The sequence below is a fragment of the Aquitalea sp. genome (genome assembly GCF_030150775.1).
Classification (GTDB): Bacteria; Pseudomonadota; Gammaproteobacteria; order Burkholderiales; family Chromobacteriaceae; genus Aquitalea; species Aquitalea denitrificans.
This window is the reverse complement of record NZ_JASLFG010000037.1, coordinates 49,647-73,157: the sequence shown is the minus strand read 5'-3', so window position 1 is coordinate 73,157 and position 23,511 is coordinate 49,647. Positions and strand designations below refer to the sequence as shown.

18 protein-coding genes and 2 pseudogenes are annotated in these 23,511 nt (G+C 60.8%); 9 read left to right on the top strand and 11 right to left on the bottom strand.

Translation table 11 applies throughout. The annotated features are described in order from the left end of the window. Positions 1-44: 44 nt before the first annotated feature. The 5 genes and pseudogenes from nirB to QVF59_RS13345 all read right to left on the bottom strand — a co-directional run. Positions 45-2,426, bottom strand: a pseudogene (gene nirB / locus QVF59_RS13365) (nitrite reductase large subunit NirB); the annotation flags it as partial. A gap of 24 nt (positions 2,427-2,450) precedes the next feature. Then, the gene (locus QVF59_RS13360) at positions 2,451-3,653 is read right to left on the bottom strand and encodes a nitrate/nitrite transporter (RefSeq protein WP_287880565.1); all 1,203 of its coding nucleotides are present in this window, start codon (positions 3,651-3,653) and stop codon (positions 2,451-2,453) included. Between the two features lie 253 nt (positions 3,654-3,906). Beyond that, entirely contained in the window at positions 3,907-5,010 is a 1,104-nt protein-coding gene (locus QVF59_RS13355; protein WP_287880562.1) for a CmpA/NrtA family ABC transporter substrate-binding protein, read from the bottom strand. A gap of 9 nt (positions 5,011-5,019) precedes the next feature. Beyond that, the gene (locus QVF59_RS13350) at positions 5,020-5,610 is read right to left on the bottom strand and encodes an ANTAR domain-containing response regulator (RefSeq protein WP_159876922.1); all 591 of its coding nucleotides are present in this window, start codon (positions 5,608-5,610) and stop codon (positions 5,020-5,022) included. Positions 5,611-5,663: 53 nt separating this feature from the next. Then, the gene (locus tag QVF59_RS13345; protein ID WP_159876924.1) at positions 5,664-6,137 is read right to left on the bottom strand and encodes a response regulator transcription factor; all 474 of its coding nucleotides are present in this window, start codon (positions 6,135-6,137) and stop codon (positions 5,664-5,666) included. A gap of 76 nt (positions 6,138-6,213) precedes the next feature. Between QVF59_RS13345 and QVF59_RS13340 the strand changes: the two are divergent. Further along, a pseudogene (locus QVF59_RS13340) lies at positions 6,214-7,146 on the top strand (IS5 family transposase). Positions 7,147-7,314: 168 nt separating this feature from the next. Continuing rightward, positions 7,315-7,623, top strand: a complete 309-nt coding sequence (locus QVF59_RS13335) for a hypothetical protein (protein WP_287880558.1) — start codon at positions 7,315-7,317, stop codon at positions 7,621-7,623. 116 nt (positions 7,624-7,739) lie between these two features. Here QVF59_RS13335 and QVF59_RS13330 read toward each other — a convergent pair whose 3' ends face one another. Beyond that, entirely contained in the window at positions 7,740-8,738 is a 999-nt protein-coding gene (locus QVF59_RS13330) for an HD-GYP domain-containing protein (protein WP_287880556.1), read from the bottom strand. Positions 8,739-8,957: 219 nt separating this feature from the next. Here QVF59_RS13330 and QVF59_RS13325 point away from each other — a divergent pair, with 219 nt between their 5' ends. Further along, a complete protein-coding gene (locus QVF59_RS13325) occupies positions 8,958-9,107 on the top strand; it encodes a hypothetical protein (protein WP_287880553.1) in 150 nt (49 codons plus the stop codon). Between the two features lie 14 nt (positions 9,108-9,121). Continuing rightward, a complete protein-coding gene (locus QVF59_RS13320) occupies positions 9,122-10,057 on the top strand; it encodes a helix-turn-helix domain-containing protein (RefSeq protein ID WP_287880552.1) in 936 nt (311 codons plus the stop codon). A 46-nt stretch (positions 10,058-10,103) separates the two neighbouring features. Here QVF59_RS13320 and QVF59_RS13315 read toward each other — a convergent pair whose 3' ends face one another. Then, a complete protein-coding gene (locus tag QVF59_RS13315; RefSeq protein ID WP_287880549.1) occupies positions 10,104-10,526 on the bottom strand; it encodes a (R)-mandelonitrile lyase in 423 nt (140 codons plus the stop codon). Between the two features lie 184 nt (positions 10,527-10,710). Here QVF59_RS13315 and QVF59_RS13310 point away from each other — a divergent pair, with 184 nt between their 5' ends. Beyond that, entirely contained in the window at positions 10,711-11,610 is a 900-nt protein-coding gene (locus QVF59_RS13310) for a LysR family transcriptional regulator (protein ID WP_159876946.1), read from the top strand. 21 nt (positions 11,611-11,631) lie between these two features. Here QVF59_RS13310 and QVF59_RS13305 read toward each other — a convergent pair whose 3' ends face one another. Beyond that, positions 11,632-12,006 (bottom strand): hypothetical protein, encoded by a 375-nt coding sequence (locus tag QVF59_RS13305; RefSeq protein ID WP_159876948.1) that lies wholly within the window; start codon positions 12,004-12,006, stop codon positions 11,632-11,634. A gap of 326 nt (positions 12,007-12,332) precedes the next feature. Continuing rightward, positions 12,333-13,223 carry a LysR family transcriptional regulator gene (locus QVF59_RS13300; RefSeq protein ID WP_159876950.1) on the bottom strand — a complete coding sequence of 297 codons (891 nt, stop codon included), beginning with the start codon at positions 13,221-13,223 and terminating at the stop codon, positions 12,333-12,335. Positions 13,224-13,320: 97 nt separating this feature from the next. On the opposite strand from QVF59_RS13300, the gene QVF59_RS13295 reads away from it, so the two are divergent. The 4 genes from QVF59_RS13295 to QVF59_RS13280 all read left to right on the top strand — a co-directional run bounded on the left by QVF59_RS13295 (position 13,321) and on the right by QVF59_RS13280 (position 21,122). Beyond that, positions 13,321-14,796: an NADH-quinone oxidoreductase subunit L gene (locus QVF59_RS13295; protein WP_287880546.1), complete on the top strand. Its 1,476-nt coding sequence runs from the start codon at positions 13,321-13,323 to the stop codon at positions 14,794-14,796. Then, on the top strand, positions 14,783-17,170 hold the full coding sequence (locus QVF59_RS13290) for a YbcC family protein (protein ID WP_287880544.1): 2,388 nt from the start codon (positions 14,783-14,785) through the stop codon (positions 17,168-17,170). The genes QVF59_RS13295 and QVF59_RS13290 overlap by 14 nt, the downstream gene beginning before the upstream one ends. 21 nt (positions 17,171-17,191) lie before the next feature. Next, positions 17,192-18,166 (top strand): L-threonylcarbamoyladenylate synthase, encoded by a 975-nt coding sequence (locus QVF59_RS13285; protein WP_159876956.1) that lies wholly within the window; start codon positions 17,192-17,194, stop codon positions 18,164-18,166. A 127-nt stretch (positions 18,167-18,293) separates the two neighbouring features. After that, positions 18,294-21,122, top strand: coding sequence for an EAL domain-containing protein (locus tag QVF59_RS13280; protein WP_287880541.1), 2,829 nt, complete (start codon positions 18,294-18,296; stop codon positions 21,120-21,122). Between the two features lie 5 nt (positions 21,123-21,127). On the opposite strand, the gene QVF59_RS13275 is transcribed toward QVF59_RS13280, so the two are convergent. After that, the gene (locus QVF59_RS13275; protein WP_159876960.1) at positions 21,128-22,309 is read right to left on the bottom strand and encodes a GGDEF domain-containing protein; all 1,182 of its coding nucleotides are present in this window, start codon (positions 22,307-22,309) and stop codon (positions 21,128-21,130) included. An 18-nt stretch (positions 22,310-22,327) separates the two neighbouring features. Further along, positions 22,328-23,269 (bottom strand): substrate-binding domain-containing protein, encoded by a 942-nt coding sequence (locus QVF59_RS13270; protein ID WP_287880538.1) that lies wholly within the window; start codon positions 23,267-23,269, stop codon positions 22,328-22,330. Positions 23,270-23,511 lie beyond the last annotated feature (242 nt).

Here is a 23,511-nt window from a genome sequence, read left to right as displayed (position 1 = left end):
AATTCGTTTTTCTGCGTACCGGCAATGCGCGCCGCCCATGGGTCGGGCAGGCCTTGCAGCGAGAACAGCAGCCGCTGGTACAAGGCCTGACGGCTGGCAGCATCGGTCACCACCTTGGCCTTGATGACATCCAGACCGACGCGGGCGATGTAGTGCACGGTGCGGTCCAGGTAATAGGCTTCCTCGCGGTACAGCTGCAAAAACGCACCGCTGTATTCCTTTACTTCCTCGACGGTTTTCACCTTGCACAGAAACTGCGCCACTTCGGTCTTGATGCCGCCGTTGCCGCCGACATACAACTCCCAGCCGGAATCCACCGCAATCACCCCCACGTCCTTGATGCCGGCTTCGGCACAGTTGCGCGGGCAGCCGGACACCGCCAGCTTTACCTTGTGCGGCGACCACATATTGGCCAGCATGGTTTCCAGATCAATGCCCATCTGGGTGCTGTTCTGGGTGCCAAAGCGGCAGAATTCGCTGCCGACGCAGGTTTTCACCGTGCGGATGGATTTGCCGTAGGCGTGGCCGGACTGCATGCCCAGGTCCTGCCAGACATTGACCAGGTCCTCCTTCTTCACCCCCAGCAGGTCGATACGCTGACCGCCGGTGACTTTCACCATCGGCACCTGGTATTTGTCGGCTACGTCGGCAATGCGGCGCAGCTCGCTGGCGGTGGTGACGCCGCCCTTCATCTGCGGAATCACCGAGAAAGTGCCGTCCTTCTGGATATTGGCGTGCACCCGTTCGTTGACGAAGCGGCTTTGCGGATCGTCCACCGCCTCATGCGGCCAGCTGGACAGCAGGTAGTAGTTGATGGCCGGGCGGCAGGTGGCACAGCCATTGGGGGTGCGCCACTCCAGAAAGTGAAACACCTCGGCATGGGTCAGCAAATGCTGTTCGCGGATGGCCTTGCGCACTTCACCATGGCTGCGTTCGGTACAGCCACACACTGCTTTGGTCTTGGGCGTTTCCTGGAAATCCGTACCCACCACGCTCATCAATATCTGCTCCACCAGGCCGGAGCAGGAACCGCAGGAGCTGGCCGCCTTGGTGTGCTTTTTCACCTCGTCCAGCGTGAACAGGCCCTTGTCCTTGATGGTCTTGACGATGGTTCCCTTGCACACGCCGTTGCAGCCGCACACTTCGTCGCTGTCTTTCATGCAGGCGGCCTTGCTCTGGCCCTGCACGCCGGCGTCACCGATGGTGGATTCGCCAAACATCAGCGTATCGCGCAAATCCGCCACCGAACGCCCTTCGCGCAGCAGCTTGAAATACCAGGCACCGTCGGCGGTATCGCCGTACAGGCAGACCCCGGCCAGCTTGTCGTCCTTGATCACCAGTTTTTTGTACACGCCACCAGCCGGGTCGGACAGCACGATGTCCTCCATGCCCTCGCCCCCCATGAAGTCGCCAGCGGAGAACAGATCAATCCCGGTGACTTTCAGCTTGGTCGACAGCACCGAGCCCTGATAGCGGCCAATGCCCAACTGGGCCAGATGGTTGGCGCACACCTTGGCCTGTTCGAACAAGGGCGCGACCAGGCCATAGGCCACGCCGCGATGGCTGACGCACTCGCCCACCGCGTATACACGCGGGTCGTAGGTTTGCAGCGCATCACTCACCACAATGCCGCGCTCGCAATGCAGGCCGCAGGATTCGGCCAGCGCGGTATTGGGTCGGATACCCACCGCCATCACCACCAGTTGCGCGTCCACCTGCTGGCCATCGCTAAAGCGCACCCCGGCCACGCCGCCCTGCCCGTCATCCAGAATGGCGGCGGTCTGCTTACCCAGCAAAAAGCCGATGCCGCGTTCTTCCAGCGCCCGGCGCAGCAAGTCACCGGCCACGTCGTCCAGCTGGCGGTCCAGCAGCCAGTCGCCCAGATGCACCACGGTGACATCCATGCCGCGCAATTTCAGGCCATTGGCAGCCTCCAGCCCCAGCAGGCCACCGCCAATCACCACTGCCTGACGCTTGGTCTTGGCGGCTTCCATCATCAGCTCGGTATCGCGGATGTCGCGGTAGCTGATGACGCCATCCAGCTCCTTGCCCGGTACCGGCAGGATGAAGGGCGTGGAGCCGGTAGCCAGCAGCAGGCGGTCGTAAGCGGCCTCGGTGCCATCCTCGGCAATGACCTTGCGGCGTACCCGGTCGATGGTGGCCACATTCTTGCCCATATGCAGGGTGATGCCCTGTTCGGCATACCACTCCACACTGTTGAGAATGATGTCCTTGAAAGCCTGCTCCCCGGCCAGTACTGGCGACAGCAGGATGCGGTTGTAGTTGGGGTGTGGCTCGGCACCGAATACGGTGATGTCGTACATCTCAGGCGCCAGGCCCAGCAACTCTTCCACGGTGCGGATGCCGGCCATGCCATTACCCACCACCACCAGCTTTTGCCGGGTCTTGCCCTGCAGTTCTGCCATATCCATCTTGCTCTCCTTCGCTTCTTATACCCGGGCTGCGGCTACGGTCCAGCCACTGCGCCAGCGTTGTTTCACTCCGGCCAGGCTCAGCCAGGCCAGGCAGCACAGGCAGGCAAACAGCCACAGGCCAGCTGCATAGCCACCGGTAGCCTGCTTGATGGCCCCCAGGCTGGCAGCCAGGGCAAAACCACCCACCCCGCCCGCCATGCCCACCAGGCCGGTCATCACGCCGATTTCCTTGCCAAAGCGCTGCGGCACCAGCTGGAACACCGCGCCGTTACCGGCTCCCAGGCACAGCATGGCCAGAATGAACAGCAGCAGTGCCACCGAAGGGCCGCCGACATTGAAGCCGGCAGCGCCAATCAGCAGCGCGCAGCACAGATACACCGCCAGCAACGAACGGGTGCCGCCCAGACGGTCGGCCAGCATGCCGCCCAGCGGACGCATGACCGAGCCGGCAAACACACAGGCGGCGGTGTACATGCCGGCTGTTTTGGCATCAAAGGCAAACTGGTCGTGGAAGTAGCCCGGCAATGCGCTGGCAAAACCGGAGAAGCCGCCAAAGGTCATCGAGTAGAAGAACATGAACCACCAGGCGTCCTTTTCCTTCAGCACGGCCAGATAGTCGGCCAGCTTCTTGGCCGGCGGTGCATTGGGCGCATCCTTGGCACAGACAGCAAAGATGATGAGCGCAGCAAGCAGCGGAATGCAGGCCAGGCCAAATACGTTCTGCCAGCCAAAAACCAGCGCCAGCGCCGGGGCAAACAGCGCGGCCAGCACGGTGCCGGAATTACCTGCCCCGGCAATACCCATGGCCGTGCCCTGGTGCTGCGGCGGATACCAGCGCGAAGCCAGCGGCAGCGATACCGCAAACGAGGCTCCGGCCACGCCCAGGAACAAGCCAAGCAGCAGCGCGCCACCCAGGCTGGCAATGCCGATCTGCCAGGCTGCCAGCAAGGCGGCAATCACGATCAGTTGGCCGATGATGCCGGCACCGCGGGCACCGATGCGATCCACCAGCACGCCCATCAGCAGGCGCAGGATGGCTCCGGCCAGAATCGGCGTGGCCACCATCAGGCCGCGTTGCTGGGTGGAAAGATGCAGTGCGGTGGCAATGGGCACCTGCAAGGGCCCCAGCAGATACCACACCATGAAACTGAGGTCGAAATACAGAAAGGCTGAAAACAGGGTCGGCTTGTGTCCGGCTTGCCAGAAAGTGCGGTCCATGTGTTGCTCCTGTCGGGGAAGCGTGCTTCCCGCCAAATGGCCAAAACAAAAACGGCGTCCTCCCTGATGTTGGAATCAGGTGAGGACGCCGTTGTCCGTATCGGCAGTGGCCGCCGTTGGCCGCTGCCGTGATGTCTGGTGCAGGCGGCACGCCATTGCGCCGCTGCGTGGTAATCATTGCAAATAGCGTGCCAGCTGCAAAATACCTGCTGGAGGCCGGTTTACGCTGTTTTCGGCCCCATGCTGCACCGCATCAGTGCGTAAAATTCAGCATCGCACCGACACTGGGCGCGGCATCGGCGCGCTCCGGCCAGTGGCAGCCATCCATCAGCACGCTATGGCGATCTGCCGGAGCCGGCAGCGGCAGACCGCAGCATCTGGCAGCCTGCTCGTACAGCGCTGTCTGGTTGACTGCGGCCACCACGCTTTGCCCGGCCTCGCCCTGCCACATGCCCCAGCGCCGGTATTGCTGCAGGAACCACAGCCCGTCCGACAGATAGGGGTAATTGACCCGACCATCGGTGCAAAAGCGCAGCTGGCCGGCATCGGCACTTTCCCAATGCTGCAGAATCAGCTCCGCCGGCATCGCCAGATAGGCGTCTTCAGCCAACCAGGCGGCCGCCTGCGCATGGTTTTCCGGCTGATCCAGCCAGTGGCTGGCCAGTAACAGGGTCTGTACCAGGCGGCCGGCCAGCTCGGGCTGCTGCTGTACCAGCTCGCGGCGGCAGGCCAGCACCTTTTCCGGGTGCTCCGGCCAGATGGCGGCGCTGTCGGCCACCCGGCTGGCCACGCCAAGCTGCTGTGCCTGCGCATGCCAGGGCTGACCGGCACAAAATCCGTCCAGCATGCCGTCCTGCATCGCAGCGCCCATTTGCGCCGGTGGAATCACCACGCAGCGGGCATCGCGCAGCGGGTGCACGCCTTGGGCCGCCAGCCAGTAATACAGCCACATGGCATGGGTGCCGGTGGGAAAGGTATGTGCCAGCACCAGTGGCCGCCCCAGATCCCGGCTGATCTCAGCCAGGCTGATGCCCTGCCGGTATTGATCCGCCAGCGCCGGAGCCAGGCTGATGCCCTGCCCGTTCTGGTTCAGCGTCATCAAAATGGCCATGTCGCATTGCGGGCTGCCCATGCCCAGCTGCATGCCGTACACCAGGCCGTACAAGGCATGGGCGGCATCCAGCTGCCCGTTCATCAGCTTGTCGCGCACGGCAGACCAGGAAGGCTGGCGCTGCAGGCAGAACTGCAGACCCAGCTCCCGGTCCAGCCCCAGCTTGTGGGCGGCCACCAGTGCAGCGCAGTCAGTCAGGGCAACAAAACCCAGTTTGAGTTGGTGTAGGGATGCAGGAGCAGTCATGAAAGGCTTTCAGCCCAGCAGCTTGCTGGAATTGATCAGTTGTCGGGACAGCTCGGCCAGGCGCAGGCCGCTTTGCATGGCCTGGCTGCGCAGCAGCGCATAGGCTTCGGCCTCGCTCAACTGGCGGCGCTCCATCAGGATGCCCTTGGCGCGTTCGATCAGCTTGCGGTCGGCCAGCTGTTCTTCCACCTCGGCCAGGCGTTTTTTCAGCCGCGCGTCTTCTTCAAACTTCACCCGTGCCATGTCGATGATGGGGGCGAGCTTGCTGGCTGCCACCTGGTCCACCACATAAGCGGTAACCCCGGCGCTGACAGCGGCCTGAATGGCGGAAAGCCCGCCCTGCTCGGCAAACATCACCACTGGCCGTGGTGCGGCATGACCCATCAGCGCCAGTTGTTCCAGCGTGTCACGTGAGGGGGATTCGGTATCGATGATGATGATGTCGGGCGTCTGGCTGTCCACCAGCTGCAGCAGCTCGGCTGCGCCCTGGGCCTGTGCAATCACCAGATAACCGGCCGCCGTCAGCGCGGCATGCAGCTCGGCCATCGGGCGGTCGGTATCGTTGACCAGCAACAGTCGTAATGGAGAGGAGGCAGTCATGGCAGCATCTGGAAGTGGTTGCCAGTAACCGTGCAATATTCGTGCCTGCCGTCTCAGTCGGCCATGGCGGGCAGCTCCAGCCACCCCAGCCGCATGGCCATGATGATGGCGCTGTAGCGGTCTCCCACTTGCAGCCGCAGCAGTACATGGTGCAGATGCACCTTCACCGTATACAGGCTGATCTGCAGTTGTATCGCCATCTCCTTCAGGCACAGGCCGGCAGCCGCCAGCCGGATGATATCGCGCTGGCGCGCAGTCAGCCGCACGCCGTCCTCTGGCAGGGGATCGCAGCCCAGCACCCGCTGGTAGAACGCGGCATCCACGGTCACCAGACCGTGCCGCAGTGCATACAGCCCTACTTGCAGCCGGCTTTTCAGCGCCAGTTTCAGCAAAATGGACGAAACATAGCTTTTTACCGTGGAGACGCCAATCTCCAGCGTCCGGGCGATTTGCTTGTTGGAGCGGGATTCGGCCATCAGTGCGATGACGGCTTTTTCTCTGGGGGTAAGCAGCTTTGCATCAGTCATCACGGGCCGGCTCGCTTGCATGGTCAGGGCTTTGTTGCACAAATCAGGGCTTGCGCCTGTCCGGTAGAATGACCGCATGAGCAAGCCCCTTCCTCCCAAGTACCAAACCATCAACTGGCAGTCCTACAACCAGTCCCTCAAGCAACGAGGGCAGCTCCTTCTCTGGCTCGACAAAGACATGAACTGATTGGCACCGGCTACCGGCAGGCGGGGACGGCAGCCAACTTTTTCCGATGCTGCCATCCAGTTCTGTCTCACCATCAAATGCCTCTTTGGTCTGGCGCTACGTCAAGCCACAGGTATGGTAAAAAGCATGTTGCGCCTGGCTGGACTTGACTGGGCCGTTCCCGACTTCAGTACGCTTTCCCGCCGCCAGAAAGACCAGCAGGTCCGCATTCCGGTACAGAAAAAGCAGGGTTGTCTGCATCTCTTGGTGGATAGCACCGGCATCAAGATGATGGGTGAAGGTGAGTGGAGGGTGAAAAAGCATGGCGCTGACTACCGCCGCCAATGGCGCAAACTGCATCTGGGAATTGATGCGCAAACGCTGGAAATCCGGGCAATGGAAGTGACCGACAATCGCACCGGTGATGCCACGATGCTGCCAGAGCTGCTATCGCAAATTCCGGTGACAGCGGGACTGGTGACGGTGACCACTGATGGGGCGTACGACACACGCCTATGTCACGCAGCGATTGCAGAGCGTGGGGCGGCGGCCATCATTCCCCCGCGTCGAAACGGTCAATTCTGGAAAGGGAGTTCACAGGGCAATCAGGCTCGCAATGAGTCGCTACGCTCAGTGAAGTATCTGGGGCGCACGCTCTGGACAAAGTGGAGCGGCTACCATCGCCGCAGTCTGGTCGAAACGAAGATGTACTGTTTCAAATTGCTGGCAGACCGGGTTAAGTCACGGGACTTTGACCGGCAGGTGGCGGAGCTTCAAATCTGTGCAGCGATTCTGAATCGCTTCACAGCACTGGGCACGCCGCAAACGGTCCGCATGGGATAAATCCGTCTGGGGATTGGGGTAGTTCGACCTGCGGCTGATTTGTGCAACAAAGCCTCAGCCCGATGCGCCGCATCCTTAGCACCGCCTGACAATAAATTACCTTTCCTGCGCTGTTGCCGCCTGCAGCATCTGATTACGATGTGCTGCACTCAACCAGGCGAGAACACGATGCAGATTTCACGTTTAATCCCGGCACTCACCTTGCTGGCCGGCTACTGTCAGGCCCAGGGCATGGGAGACATGCCCGGCCCGGACCAGGGTGGCAAACCCGGTAGCCGCGGCATGCAAGCACAACAGCAATGCAGCCCGGCAGCGGAAGAGCAGCAAATGGTGTCTCCCAAACCCAAGCCGGCCTTCTGGTATTACTGCGCGCAGAGCAAAATGTTCTACCCGCACGTACAGGCCTGCGCCAATGGCTGGAAAATCATTCCGGCCCAGCCGCCGGCTGACGACAAGCTGCCTGATAGCCCGGCCTGAATCTGACGCTCAGGTTGCATCCAGACAGTGCGCCCGATTACGGCCATCCTGTTTGAACAGCCACATGGGCGGCCTTGGACGGCTCGCCTCTGACAGCATGGTCGCGGGCATCTTTGTCAGACACCATCACCGGCTAGTGACAACATGGAAAAATCCGCCTGCAGCCAGCGCGACACCAGTGCACGGGTGTCCAGTCCTGCCCTGCGCTCGCTCAGCAGATGCCGCACCCGGCTTGGATGGCGGATCTGGTGCGGGCTGAAGCTTGGCGGGGTGCACAAGCAGGCGGACGGGTTGTATCCGATGACATACGGCAAGGCCCGCGCCTGTCGACTGCGCCCCACCACCACGCCGCAATGGCCGTTTTCCAGCTGCACCAGCGAGCCGATGGGAAAGTGGCCGACGATGCCGATGAAGACATCCACCAGCCGTGGATTGAAGTCGCTGCCCTTGCGTGCCAGCAAATAAGACAGCACATGGCGCACCGGCGTGCGCTGGTGGTGGCAGCGTTCTACCGCCAGCGCATCGTAGACATCGACAATTGCCGTCATCTGGCCAAGCTCAGAAATGGCATGACCAGACCGGGCCACCGGATAGGCAGAGCCATCAAAGCGCTCGTGATGTTCTTGTGCCGGTAGCAGTTGATCCCCCTGCAAACCCAGCACGTTTTGCAAAAAATCCACGCCGCACACCACATGATGCCGCGCCGCGGCATACGCGTCGGCGGGCTGTGTGCCTGGCTTGTTGAGGATGGCTGTCGGCACAAACAGCTTGCCGGCGTCATGCATCAAACCTCCGATGCCAGCATCAGTCACCGCCATGGCGCTGGCACCACCCTGCATGCGATACAGCATCAGCAGCACAGATACCGCAGCAGAGTGGCTGTAGTAGTCTTTTTCCACTTCACGACAGAACAACAGCAGCAGCAAAGCATCCTGATTGCGCAGCAAGGACGCATACAGGCAGCCCACCACACCGCGGATATCATGCAGAGATACCGATGATTTCCTGCCCGCATCCGCCCTCAGCCGATCAAACAGGCATTTGACCGCCAGCAGCCCACGGTGCGCCATGGCCAGTTCGGCAGCCAGACCGGCCTTGAAATCCGGATAGGCCATGTTTTTTTCTGTCCTGCCTGGCAGGCTCATTGCGGGCAAGCAGTCTGCACCATTCCCGTGGCACGCCATCAGCCCTGCCGGAAAGTCCCATTGCGCCCGACTGCCGCCCGTTCCTGCTTTCAATACCATCCACATCCCCGCTCACCAGGCAGCAACCATTGCCACCCGACTGCCCATCAGGGCTTGCCGGGCATGCTAATCAGCTATCGGTCATCGGTATTGAACGAAAACGACATCCTGCCACGCCGTGGCCAACAAGCGCATACCGCCGGACTGCAGCAGGAAAAAGCGGATTTCAATGTAAAAACAACGCTTACTACGGGTAAGATGCCGACCAGCCAGAGAAATCAAAAATACATGCCCCAATGACAACAAGGCCCGACATGGTGGTTCACGCCCCGATCAGCAATGCCAGAAACGAACTCTGGCTGCCGCCGCCAGCCATGGCATCCTGCATTCGCGCCATCATGATGCGCGACACCAGCGGTGTGCCGCTCAGTAAGGAGCAGCGGTTCAACCGTTTCCCGGTCAACCCAGGCTGCATTTTGCTGTGGACTGTCCGCGGTGAGTTCCAGTTGCTGGCACCCGGTGAGCAGGAAGACCGCTCCCGGACACGGACCGTCGTCCCGGCCCTATCGCTGTGGGCCCCCTCCACCCGCCCGCACAGCGCATGGAATCCGGCAGCCTGCCATTCATTTGCCCTGGTGTTGTTGCCGGATGCCTTTGCTGCACTCACCGGCATTACGCCACTGGATTACCTGAACCGGGTTGTACCGCTGGAAGGCTTGCTGGACGCAGAGTGGATGAGCTGGTGCCAGGCAGTGCAACAGGCTCCTGATGACAAGACGCGCATCGAGCTGGTGCTGCGCTTTTTGCAGCCGCGCTGGCAACACCACAAACAGCGCAACAAGAACGAAAACTGGATTCTGAAAGACTGGGTGCAATACCTGACCACCCACGCCGCCACCTCCAGCCTGGGCAAAAGCGTGCGTCAGGTGGAGCGGCGCATAAAAAGCTGGACCGGCCGCCCGCTGCGCGAACTACGCGGCATAGGCCGGGCCGAGCAGGTTCTGTTTGAACTGGCCATTTCCAGCCTGGAAGAAAACACCAACTGGTCGGACATCGCCAGCAAAAGCGGCTATGCCGACCAGTCCCACCTGTGCCGTCAGGTCAAGGCACTAACCGGCTACAGCCCAGAGGCACTGCGCAGCCACATCATCAGCCACGAAGCCTTCTGGCCGTATCGGATGTGGGGCTTTTGCCATCAGCACCAGCACCATTACCGGCAGCAAACGGCAAAAGACGCGTTGCCAGAGTAAGCAGGCCAGCGTGACATTGCGCTCACCCAGCAAAGCGTAATGATATTTACTGCAGCGCCGCTGGCTGCTCTTGTTGATACTGGCTGTCACTGACCGGTTCCGCCCAGTGAGCGGCAACGCCGTTTTCCTGCTCCTGAATCGCAATATGTGTCATGGCCGTACTGGTCGTGGCACCATGCCAGTGCTTGAGGCCAGCGGGTATCCATACCACATCGCCGGGACGGATGACCTGGGTTTCTCCACCCCAGCGGCAAATCAGGCCACAGCCGGCAGTGACCAGCAAGGTCTGCCCCCGCGGGTGGGTATGCCAGGCGGTACGAGCACCCGGCTCGAACGTAACGCTGGCACCGGATGCCCGCGCCGGCTCCTGCGGCTGGAACAACATGTCCACCCTGACCTGGCCGGTAAACCATTCCGCCGGCCCATGCATGGCGGGCTGACTGCCCGCGTGGCTGATATGCAAATCCATGGTTCTGCTCCTTGGCAAGTTCAAACAATGCCGGCTGGCAACGATATTGACAGCGGCAGTATCACTCTAGGCCCGCCCGCCTGCTGGCGGTAGGTCTCTTGCATGGCATACCCTTATGAATACAGCTCATCAGTCTTTGTGATATTTTGCAAAAACCGCCCATCTGCATGAGGTGTTTTCATTAATGGCCCGCACCGATTACAACAGCCTGCAAACCTTTCTGCTGGTCGCGCGCGAGCGCAGTTTTACCCGGGCGGCATCGCAGCTTGGCGTATCGCAGTCCGCGCTCAGCCATTCCATACGAGTACTGGAGGAGAGGCTGGGTGTGCGTCTGCTCACCCGTAGCACGCGCGGTGTCAGCCCCAGCGAGGCTGGCGAGCATCTGCTGGCGCGCATTGCCGACAGCTACGACAATATCGAATCCGCACTGGCCACCCTGAGTGAACTGAAGGAAAAACCGGCAGGCACAGTGCGCATTACCACCCACGACCATGCAGCCGACAGTGTGTTGTGGCCGCGCCTGCGCCAGTTGTTGCATGACTATCCGGACATACACTTGGAAATCAGCATCGACTACGCGCTGGTGGATATCGTGACCGAACGCTTCGATGCCGGTGTGCGTAGCGGCGGCCAGGTGAATGGCGACATGATTGCCGCCCGCATCGGCCCGGACTACCGCATGGCCGTGGTGGGATCCCCCGCTTATCTGGCCGGGCGCAGTCTGCCAAAGCTACCGCAGGATCTGGCCGCGCATCGCTGCATCAATCTGCGGCTGCCAACGCACGGCGGGCTGTATGCCTGGGAGTTCGTGCAGGATGGCAGAACAGTGGAAACCAGAGTGGAAGGCCAGCTGGTATTCAATACCACCGGCCAGATGCTGACAGCGGCGCGGGATGGCCACGGCCTGGCCTACCTGCCTGAAGACATGGTTCAGGCTGACCTGGCAAGCGGTGCATTGTGTGCTGTGTTGCAGGATTACTGGCCGCTGTTCTCCGGTTACCACCTGTACTACCCGCACCGGCATCAGCCCTCGCCTGCTTTTGCACTGGTGCTGAACGCCTTGCGCTATCGCGGGCCGGACTGAGTGCAACAACGCGTCGCGCGTTCAATCAGCCAACGCAGTGTGCGCACTGCAAACCTTGAGCAGGAAGTCATTGAAACGCTGTGTATTCAAGGTGTACCAGCCATTGTCAATGCTGAAGCCCTTGACCCCGCCCGCCAGCCTGGGCTGTTCAAAATACACAATCGCACGGTCCCGTCCCAAGCCAGCCAGGCAATCCAGTTCGGTCATCACTTCCGCACTGTGCACCGCACTACCTCCAAGGGCAAAGTTGACACTCCACCAGACGGAAAGATTGCCGTTTTTTTCCTTGTGTACCGGCTTGTTTTCCATTTCGGCATTTTGTTCGCACTGGTCGCTGCATTGCCAGTACAGTGGCGCAGCCTGCGCCCGCACTGTGGCGGCCAGGCCATAATTCATGGCAATACAACAAATAAGCAGGCGTGCGGTCTTCAAATGACGCATGAGGATGGGCAACTGAAAAGCGGGTTTGACTCAAGATGTTTACAGGCAGTTAACCTGCACTGCCTGCATGGAAATTCATTAATAATGTAATGGCAAATTTAAACATCAATAACTTTATTTACCCAATCTTACATTACCAATAACCACACCCCGCTTAGCCCCGTCCTGCAAAATTCAGGCAGCACATTGACGGTATTGATGCCGATTGCATCCGCCATATAGCCGCCTGCCATTTCCAAGAGAATGGAAATGCACGGCACCGAGCGGTGCCAATGGCTGATTCAGCTTGGCATGGCAAACAGCTGGAACAGCTCCTTCAAGTGTGGTGCTTCAAAACGGCGGCGTACGGTGATGGCATAGAAGGTTTCCTCCACACCCTGCACCGAGCCGTACTTTTCCAGCAATCCCTTGCCCAGTTCATCCTTGACCACAATGGCCGGAATCAGCGCCACCGCACCGGCATCGCGCGCCAGCAGACGCAAGGTGGCCATATCGTCCACTTCTGCACGGATACGCGGTTCTATACCCAGTTTTTCGCACAAGAGGTCAAAGCGCACGCGGATTTCGCTCTTGGCACTGGGCACCATCAGTAGTTGCTGGCGCAATATCTGCGGCAAATCGAACGGCCCTTGCACCAGGCCGGGCGGGCCGATCAGGCACACCTCCTGCCGCGCCAGCGTGCGGCAACGCCACGGGTGCTTGTCATCGGCAATCACCGGGCGATTGCTCAGCACCACATCCAGCTCAAAAGCTGCCAGCCGGCCAAGCAACTCATCCAGCCCTCCGGCCTCCAGATTGAGTTTTACCGACTGCCGCCCCAGCACCGGGTGCAGAAAGCCTTCCAGAAAATTGCGTGACAGGGTGGAGACGCTACCAATGCGTAGCTGGCCGCCCTGGCCGGCATCCTGGCTGGTGGTGGTGGCCAGCAGCTCGTTACCCAGCGCAAAAATGGCCTCGGCATAGCGCAGCACCGATGCGCCCATTTCAGTCAGCAGCAGTTTTTTGCCTTCACGCAGAAACAGCGGCATGCCTAGTTGTTCTTCCAGCTGGCGGATCTGCGCCGACAGCGCCGATTGCGATATATGCAGCCGCTCGGCGGTGCGCGTCAGATGGCCTTCTGCCGCCACGCGCCAGAAATAATACAGGTGGTGATAGTTGAGGCGATTTATCATTCTGTTTAATAGATTGATTTGTCAATATTAATGTATTTTACCGAACAAGTGATGGCGGGCATAGTGCCGGTGTTTTCACTCATACGCCATCCACCTTATGGATTTGTCTCTTCATACCTTGCTGGCCCTGCTCTGGGTGCTGCCGGCACTGGTGCGCACCAGCCAGCCCCGTCACTGGCAACTGGCCCAGGCCAGCGCCGCCGCTGGCGCAGTGGCAGCCTTGCTGCTGATGCTGTTACAAGGCCTGCAGCCGACCTTGCTATTTCAGTTGCTTATCCAGCTGCTGGCCTGGGTGATCCTGCGCTTCTCGGCACGCTATTTCAGCGGCGAAGCGGGGCAGGCCCGCTTTCTGCGTGCGGTGGGCTGGCTGCTGGCCGGCGCTACCCTGGTGGTAGCCAGCCAGGATTGGCCCACCCTGCTGGCCGGCTGGCTGCTGACCAGCCCGGCGCTGCAAAGCCTGCTGACCTTTTATCCCGAGCGGCCACAAGCGCGCATTGCCGCCCGGCGCGAGGCCGTGGCCAGCCGTCTGGCCGAACTATGCCTGTTGCTGGGTGCAGGGCTGATAGCCTGGGCGGTGGCCTCGCCTGCCTTTGCCGATATCGCACGTCCGTTGGCATCGCCCATCGCACAACTGGCACGCAATACCGGAGCGCTACTGCTGGTGTGCTGTGTACTGCTGAAAACAGCACAATTGCCGTTTCACGGCTGGCTGACCCAGGTCATGGAAGCCCCGACCCCGATTTCGGCCCTGCTGCATGCCGGGGTAGTGAATCTGGGCGGCATGGTGTTGATCAAACTGGCTGCACTGTGGGCAGTGGTGCCGCTGACGGCCTGGCTGTTAGTGGTATGGGGTGGCGTTACCGCTGGTCTGGCCTGCTGGGTGATGCAGACCCGCATCAGCATCAAGTTGCGCCTGGCCTGGTCTACCTGCGCCCAGATGGGCTTCATGCTGATGGAGTGCGGGCTGGGGCAATATTCGCTGGCCCTGCTGCATCTGATCACCCATTCCATCTACAAGGCACATGCCTTTCTCAGCTCGGGCAACCAGGTGCGAGCCACCATCCGTCAGTCAAGCAGCGCTCCGGCTAGCGGCAAGGGCTGGCATCTGGCCAGCGGCGTGGCCGGCATTGCCTTGCTGCTGGCCAGCCTGCAAGGCTGGCAACTGGCACTGGGCCATACCCTGCAACCGCCGCCGCTGCTGATTGTGATCATCGGCCTTGGCCTGGCACCGCTGTGCCAGCACAGCATACGCGGCTATGGACTGGCGCTGCTGCTGTGCCAGACCTACCTGCTGCTACACACCCTGTTTGCCAGGATGCAGGCTGACCATGCCACGGCCCCGCTTGCCTGCCAATTGCTGCTGGCGCTGTTCTTTGGCGGGCTGTTCCTGCTGCAAGGCTGGATAGATAGACACCCCGGCCACCACCTGAGCCAGCGCCTGTACGCGCGCGCCTTTGGCGGCCTCTATCTGGACGAATGGTGGCTGCGCACCACCATGCGCACCCGCCTGCACCGGTTGGGGCGACGCTCACCCCTCACCCGCAACGGAGCCACTGCCCATGACATCCGCTGACACGCTCTGGCAAAGTGCCGCCCAGGCCGCGGCCAGCCGCATTGCACCCAGCTGGCCACTGGACAGCCTGCTGGCCAGCTCGCCTTACTGGGGCTTGCGCAACCAATCGTTCGAACAGGCCCACCATACCTTGCAAAGCCTGGCAGACAGCCGCCTGCACCTGGATGAAGCCGACTACCGGCAGCAGTACGCCGCGGGCCAGATCAGCAATGCCGACCTGAGTGCCGCGCTGCAAGAAGCCGGTATCAAGCAATCTGCCGTGCAGTGGCTGCAACAGGGACAGGCCGAACGCCACACTGCACCAGCAAGACTGCTGCAAAGCAACTGGCGGCAGGACGCTGCCGGCCACGCCGGCCTGCAAAACTGGCAACAGGTGATTACCCAGCAAATCAGTCAATGCTGCGCAGCATGGTTCGATCACGACCAGGCAGAATGGCAGCCTGATCGTCATGGCCGGCTCTATCAGAACTGGCTGGCCGAAATGGCGCTGCAACCGCCACCCAGCCCGGATGCCGCCGCGCGCGAACACCTGCGCGGTGCCATTGCCGCGCTGCCTCAGGATCACCATGCCCTGTTCCGCCACGCGCAGGAGCGCTTGCAAGCCAAGCCAGGCTGGCTGAGCGACTGGTTTTACGTGCTGCTGCAACGCAATAGCGGCTGGGCAGCATGGTGCCGTTACCAGCAATGGCAAGCCGAACTGGCCGGCACCGCCAGCAGCCTGCCGGCAGAATTACTGGCCATGCAGCTGGCTTGGGAGTGCCTGCTGGACGATGGCGACCGCACACCGGACAGCCACTGGCAACACTGGCATGCAGCATGGGATGCCCAATCAACAATACCGCCTGTCAACGCGCGCGGCCTGATCTGGCAACGTGCCGCCGAGCTGGCCAGCCACGCCCCACTGCTGTCCCGCCTGAGCGTCCAGCCCGCCGCCACAGAACTTGCCGGAGCCGACATCCATGCCGTCTTCTGCATTGATGTGCGCTCGGAACCGATGCGCCGCGCCCTGGAGCAGGTTTTGCCCGCGGCCACGACCGCCGGATTTGCCGGCTTTTTCGGCCTGCCGCTGGCTATCCGCTTTGCCGGCGAAGACCGCAGCCAGCCACGCCTGCCCGGTCTGCTGGCCCCTAGCTGGGAAGCCATCATGCCGTCGCTGGAAAAGGGCCTGCAGGAATGGGGATCCTTCCAGCGCGCCCCGCTATCGTCCTTCACCCTGGTGGAAAGCGCCGGACTGGGCAAAGCGGGCAAACTGCTGCGCAAAGCCTTTCCCGGCAAGCGCAGGGCGACACTGGCCGAGCTGGACCCCTGGCTGAACGACAAGGACAAGAGCATGGTCTCCGCTGGCCGCCAGCTCAATACCGATGACATCGTGGCAAGCCTGGAGCACCTGCTGCCTGCCATGGGGCTGGGACAGCGCTTTCCCCGCACGGTATTGCTGGTGGGCCATGCCAGCCACAGCAGCAACAATCCACAGGCATCAGCCTTGCAATGCGGAGCCTGCGGCGGCCATGGCGGCCATCTGCACGTACTGCTGCTCAGTGACTGGCTGCAGCGCCCGGCCGTACGCGCCGGGCTGGCTGCTCGTGGCTGGGCCATACCGACAGCCACCCTGTTTTTACCGGTACTGCACCTGACCCATAGTGACGAATTACAGGTCTTGCAAGCCGATGGTCAATCCCCGGCCCTGCAACAGCGCGGCCTGCAAGTACAGCCGCTGCTGGATGAGGCGGCCAGCCTGGCGCGCAGCCGGCGGGCCGGCCAGGACGGCATTCCCGCAGATATCCATACGGGCAAGCTATTGTCCCTGCTCCGGCAAAAAGGCCATCACTGGGCGGAAACCCGTCCCGAGTGGGGACTGGCCGGCAATCACAGTTTCATTGCCGCACCGCGCAGCCGCACCGCCGCGCTCAATTTGCATGGCCGGGCCTTCCTGCAGGAATACGACTGGCGGCAAGACCCGCAAGCCAGCCAGCTGGCGGCCATTTTTGGTGGCCCGTTAGTGGTGGCCCACTGGATCAACATGCAGTATTTCGCCGCCGTTGCCGACCCCACACGCTATGGCAGTGGCAACAAGCTGCTGCACAACGTAGTGGGCGGGCGCATTGGCGTGTTCGAAGGCAATAGCGGCGATTTGCGCATCGGCCTGTCCAAACAGTCCGTGCATGACGGCAGCCAATGGCGTCATGCACCGTTGCGGCTGGCTGCCTGCATCGACGCCCCTGCCCGGCTGATCAGCCTGGCGCTGGAACAGCAGCCGGAAGTTGCCATGCTGGTAAAGCGCCGCTGGCTACACCTGTACCGTTTTGCCGAAACCGGCATGAAATACTGGCGCAACGGCAACTGGCTGGCAGCCGGATTACCGCATGGCGCCTGAGCCGCACCACCGAAAGCACATATGGAATACCTCAATCCGCATGCCGCGGACATCCACCGCGCTGCCAGCCTGCTGGGCAATGGTCAACTGGTGGCACTACCTACCGAAACCGTCTACGGCCTGGCCGCCAGTGCGCAAGACCCTGCAGCCATCCGCCGGGTTTTCAGCGCCAAGGGCAGGCCGGCCGATCACCCGCTGATTGTGCATCTGCCAAACCTGTCTCATCTGCAGCACTGGGTCAGCCAGATACCAGCGCCAGCCTACCAGTTGGCCGCAGCATTCTGGCCCGGCCCGCTTACCATGGTGCTGCCGGCGGCACCCACGGTATCGCGCCTGATTACCGGCGGGCAGGATACCGTTGCCGTGCGCTGGCCGGCACATCCGCTGTTCCAGGCCGTGCTCGACCAGCTGGGCCATGCGGTGGTCGCGCCGTCGGCCAACCCTTTCGGCCACATCAGCCCCACCAGTGCCGCCCATGTGGCGCGCCAGATGGAAGGTCGCATCGAGGCGGTGCTGGATGGCGGGGACTGCCGCTTCGGGCTGGAGTCCACCATTGTCGACCTGTCCGGTCCACAGGCACGCATCCTGCGCCCTGGCAGCATCAGCGCCGCCCAGCTGGCCCGCGTGCTGCCACTGGATGAGGGTCCGCGTGACCTTGTACCGCGCGTTCCCGGCGCATTGGCTTCACACTATGCCCCGCGGATTCCCTGCCATCGTTTTGAAGCCGCACACCGCCCCCGGCTTCCTGCGCAAGTATGGGCTGAAGATCTGGCCTTCATCAGCATGGTGGGCAGGCCGGCCACACCACTGCCGGCCACGCAAAGCTATCTGCTGCCGGCCGATCCGGCTGCCTATGCCAGCCAGATCTATGCCGTGCTGCACCAGGCGGAAGCCAGCGGCTGCAACCGCATTCTGATCGAGATGCCGCCGGATACGCCCGCCTGGTTGCATGTGCGTGACCGGCTGTTGCGTGCCAGCACACCAGTAGCAGACTAAGCCTGTCGCCTCCGGGCCGAGTCGATGTAAAACCACTGCATTTTTGCCTGAGGACGCAGAAACGGGCTTTTCATAAAAGCCCGTTGTCATGCATGATGTCCTGCAGAATCTGTCAGGAAACACCGGCATGACGCGTGAACACCGAATGCTCCGTTCCTTCAAGCTGCGTTACATCATTGCGCTATCCCTGATGGCAATACTGGCAACCAGCGCCTTTGTTTCGCAAAAACTGGTGATTGCCACGCAGCAAAGCACAGCCGCCCTAGTCAATATCAGTGGCCGCCAGCGCATGCTCAGCCAGCGCATCGCCCTGTTCAGCCAGCAACTGGCCACCACACAGGGTGGCTCCTCCCGTCTGCGCCAGCAATTGCAGCAGGCCGTCAGCCTGATGGCGACCAGTCATCAAGGCCTGATCAATGGCCAGCCGCAGCTGCACTTGCCGCAGACCATGTCGCCAGCAGTGCATGCACTGTATTTTGGCAACCCGCAAGCCATTCATTTCCTGGAAAACCGTTATCTGGCGCTGGCCAGACACATACTGGCGCAGCCGGATGGCACGCTGAGCATGGCAGACCCCGGCCTGCAGCAACTGCTGGCACTGGCAGAGGGCGACCTGCTGCGTGCACTGGATACCGCAGTCAAACGCTATCAGCTGGAAGGCGAAGCTGCCGTCGACCAGCTGCAAACAGCAGAGAACATTGCCTGGCTGGCCGCCCTTGCGCTGCTGCTGACCGAGGCGCTGTTCATCTTTATCCCGTTTGCCGGCCAGATGCGCCGGGTCATTCAAGCCCAGGAGAGCAATCAGCAGGATCTGCAATCCCACCAGCTGCAACTGGAAGCCGAAATCGAAAAACGCACTGCCGAACTGCTCAGCCGCGAGGAACAGCTGAAGAAGTTTTCGCTGGTGATACAACAAAGCCCGGCCAGCATCGTCATTACCAATATGGATGCCCGCATCGAATATGTGAACGAGGCTTTCCTGAAGAACACCGGCTACAGCCAGGATGAAGTGCTGGGACAGAATCCGCGCATTCTGCATGCGGGTAAAACCTCAGCAGAAACCTATGCCGATCTGTGGTCCACCCTGATGGCCGGCGCGGTATGGGAAGGCGAATTCATCAATCGGCGCAAGGATGGCAGCGAATATGTCGAAGCAGTGGTGATTGCCCCGCTACGCCAGCAGGATGGCAAGGTTAGCCACTATGTGGCCATCAAGGATGACATTACCGACAAGAAGGCCGCCATCGAAGCCATCCGCCAGAGTGAGCTGAAATTCCACACCATGATGGACTGGGCCAGTGACTGGGTGTACTGGATCAAGCCTGACGGCCAATTTCACTACATGACCCCGTCGGCAGAAAAAATCAGCGCGTATCGCGCCGGCGAATTCGAGCGCAACCCGGCCCTGCTAGACGCCATCATCCACCCGGAAGACCGCGCGCAATGGCTGGCCCGGCAGCACACGCACGATAGTGCAATGGAAACGGTGGGCCTGGATTTGCGCATCTGCCGGAAAGATGGCGACATCCGCTGGGTAAACTATACCTGCCGCCCAATCTACGGCGAAGATGGCAGCTATCTGGGGCAGCGTGCCACGCTGCACGACATTACCGAGCGCAAGGAAGCAGAAGACGAAATCCGCCAGCTGGCCCACTACGACCCGCTTACCTGGCTGCCCAACCGCCGCCTGCTATTCGACCGCCTGCAGCAGGCACAGAAAATCAGCGAACGCTCCCGCGAACATGGTGTGCTGATGATGCTGGATCTGGACCAGTTCAAGAAGCTCAACGACACCTTGGGCCACGAGATGGGTGACAAGCTGCTGGTACAGGTGGGCCGTCGCCTGCGCAACACCGTTGGCGAAGCCGACACCGTGGCCCGGCTTGGCGGGGACGAATTCGTCGCCATCATCGAAAACCTTGGCCCCAATGAAACCGTTGCGGCCAAGCGTGCCGAACAGATTGCCGAGAACATCCGTGACCAGCTGTCCCGTCCCTACCGGCTGGAAGGGGATCAGGATACCGACCACGTCTATACCACCAGCATCGGATTGACATTATTCCGCGGTCTGGTGACTTCCATGGAAAACCTGCTCAAGCAGGCCGATGTTGCGCTGTACCAGTCCAAGGATGCCGGTCGCAACCGGGTGCGATTCTTCAGCCCCACCATGCAAGCCAGCATAGAAGCGCGCAGCCTGCTGGAAAACGCGCTGCGACTGGGGTTTGCCCGCGAGGAATTCGTGCTCTACTACCAGCCGCAAGTAGGGCAGGATGGCACCCGCATCGGTGCCGAGGCGCTGCTGCGCTGGTGCTCTGCCGAACGTGGCATGGTGTCGCCAGCCCAGTTCATTCCGGTGGCCGAGGAGATGGGGCTGATTATCGAACTGGGACGCTGGGTGATGGACAGCGCCTGCCGGCAACTGAAGGCCTGGGAGCAACACCCGTATTTTTGCACGCTGGATATCGCGGTTAACGTCAGCGCACGTCAGTTCCACCAGCCTGATTTTGTGGCTTCGGTGCAAAACAGCCTGCAGCAAAGCGGTGCCAATCCGGCCCGGCTCAAGCTGGAACTGACGGAAAGCATCGTGCTGGAAAATGTTGACCTGGTGGTGGCACGCATGCACCAGTTGGGCGCACTGGGCATACGTTTTTCACTGGATGACTTTGGCACCGGCTACTCCTCGCTGTCTTATCTCAAGCGCCTGCCGCTGGATCAAATCAAGATCGATCAATCCTTCACCCGCGAACTGGGCAAAGACGCCAGCACCACGGCCATCGTCAAAGCGATTCTGGCCATGTCACGTTCGCTGGGGCTGGAGGTGATTGCAGAGGGGGTAGAAACACACGCACAGCGCGATTATCTGGAAAGCTACGGCTGCTATGCCTATCAGGGCTATCTGTTTGGCAAACCGGTACCGATTGCCGACTGGGCAGCTGACGAAACTACAGCAGACTGAGGCGTTTAGTAGCACAGGCGGTTCTTGCCATCGCGCTTGGCGACATACATCAGCTTGTCCGCCTTGCTCAGGATGTCGATGGCCGACTCACCGGGAAATGCCAGACAACAGCCCAGCGATAACGTTACCCCGAAGCCGGCCTCTTGCTGCATGCGCGTGCTCTGCACCAGTTTCAGGCGGATGCGCTCGCCGCACTCCACCGCGCGGCTCAGGGCTAAGCCGGGCAGAATAACCAGGAATTCCTCGCCACCGATGCGGCCGAACAGATCATCAGCCCGCAGCACCGATTTCACCTCGTCCGCCAGCACCCGCAATACGATATCGCCGACATTGTGGCCAAATACATCGTTGATTTTCTTGAAGTTGTCGACATCAAAGGTAATGACGCAGAACGAGCCTTCGGCATGACTCACCCTATCCACCTGCGCATTCAGGTGTTCCAGAATGGCACGGCGATTCAGGGTCTGTGTCAGGCTGTCGGTGGCGGCAATCACCAGCAGCGCATTACGCGCCTCCTCCAGTCCTGCGGACTTGGCCTCCAGGCTGGAACGCAGGTCCACCTCCTCGTTATGCAGCCGCTTGAGCTTGCTCACCAGCGTTTCCATGGCGACTTGCTGCTCGAAAAAATCGAAATTACGCCGGGCGTATTTCCAGTCCGTCAATAACAGGAACACCAGATACAGCAAGGCGATAACGGAAAAGGCATAACGATCGGATGCTGACATCACTTGGTCAAAACCATGCAGCTGGATGAATACCATCACCGTGATTACCGTACTGAACAGCGCGTACAAGCGGAAAATCAGCCCGTGCGACAGGATGGTGACGCTATTGATAGCAGCCAGCGCAATGATCTTGAACATGTAGACAAAATCAAACTGACGATGAGGAAACGCAAACAGCATGCCACCCCAGGCAACAGCTGCCGCAAATACCGATACATAGAAAGAGTTGAAATATTTTTCCAACCGGGCCGGATCAGTCAGCAGGCTGCGCATTTTTCCCAGATGCCACAGCCGTATTGACTGAATGCCTGCCATCGATAGCAGCCAGCAGGAGCCGGTCCATCCCGGATTACTGTTCCAATGCGACAGGTAAATGGCCAGCGCAACAGCCATAGACAGCCGGATCGACATGCTGTCCTGTTCGAAATAGTACTGGCAAAGGCGAACGTTGGCCGTTTTCATGGGCTGATTCTTTCTGGCTCAGCGGGCATTGCGCAGCACCGCCCGGTCCATCACAAAAGGCGGCAACAGAATATTCCTGCCAGTACCCGCAGGGGCCTTGATGGCAGCATCTGCCATGTCTACCGCCAGACCAGCCATTTTTTCACTGTCCTGCACTATGGTGGCCAGCATTTCGCCGTTGCGCACGGCATCCACAATGACCGGGTTACGGTCCACGCCAACAAAGTCATATCGCCCGGCCTGTTGCAACTGGCGCAGTGCCAGCACGGTGGCGGTCGTCGTAGATTCGTTGGGGGTGAAAATGGCATCAAATGCTGGCGGCTTACCACCAAGATAAGCCGTCACGGTCCGCCGCCCCTGACCGATGGTTTGGTCGACCGCCGGACCGTACAACAAGGTGGCACCATCTTTGCGCGCAGCGGCGGTAAAACTCTCCATGCGCTGTTCGGTGGATGGCACGCGGCCATGATTGGGAAAAACCAGAATGCGGCGGATGGCCGGATTATTCTTTTTCAGCTGCGCCCAGGCCATCCTGCCAATGGCGGCATTGTCGGATGTGACCGATCCGTACTGGCTGGTCAACCCAGGATTACGGTCGATCAGAACCACCGGTACCGGCAGAAAACGCAGGATTTCATTGTAGTTCTCGATGGTGGCACTAGGGGCCAGAATGATGGCGCGACAACGCCGGGCAACGGCAATATTGAGCAACTGGATCTGCGCATCATCAATCAGATGTTCGCTATCCACCGAGCCACGGTCATAGATGAAATAACCCCGCCGCCCACCTTCCTTGGCTACGTTTGCCTGCAAATTTGCCCAGTAGTCGCGCCCGCCGCTGGCATAGATGAATGACAGGCATTCGCGCGCATGTGCCAGTGTGGCAACACAAAGCAGCACGATACCCAGCAGGCCACTTCCCCCCGGCAAACGCCAAAATGAGTGATGATGATTGAACACAAGACTCCTGTGCCAGGTGGTTGTTTTATCCTGCCGGCTGGTCATGAGCGTAGTGCGGCAGCAAACCGGCGTGGGCCGCACAATACGGCTCATCACTATTTGATAGCTGATATTTGCTCGTCATGCCGACGGTTTTGGCAGTCCCTTCCCCCGGATGCTGCCAATGGCCATGCTGCCGCGCCGCTACCGCTGCCGGATACCGCAGCGCTTGCCCTTGCATCTGGCGCTGCAAGGACTACACT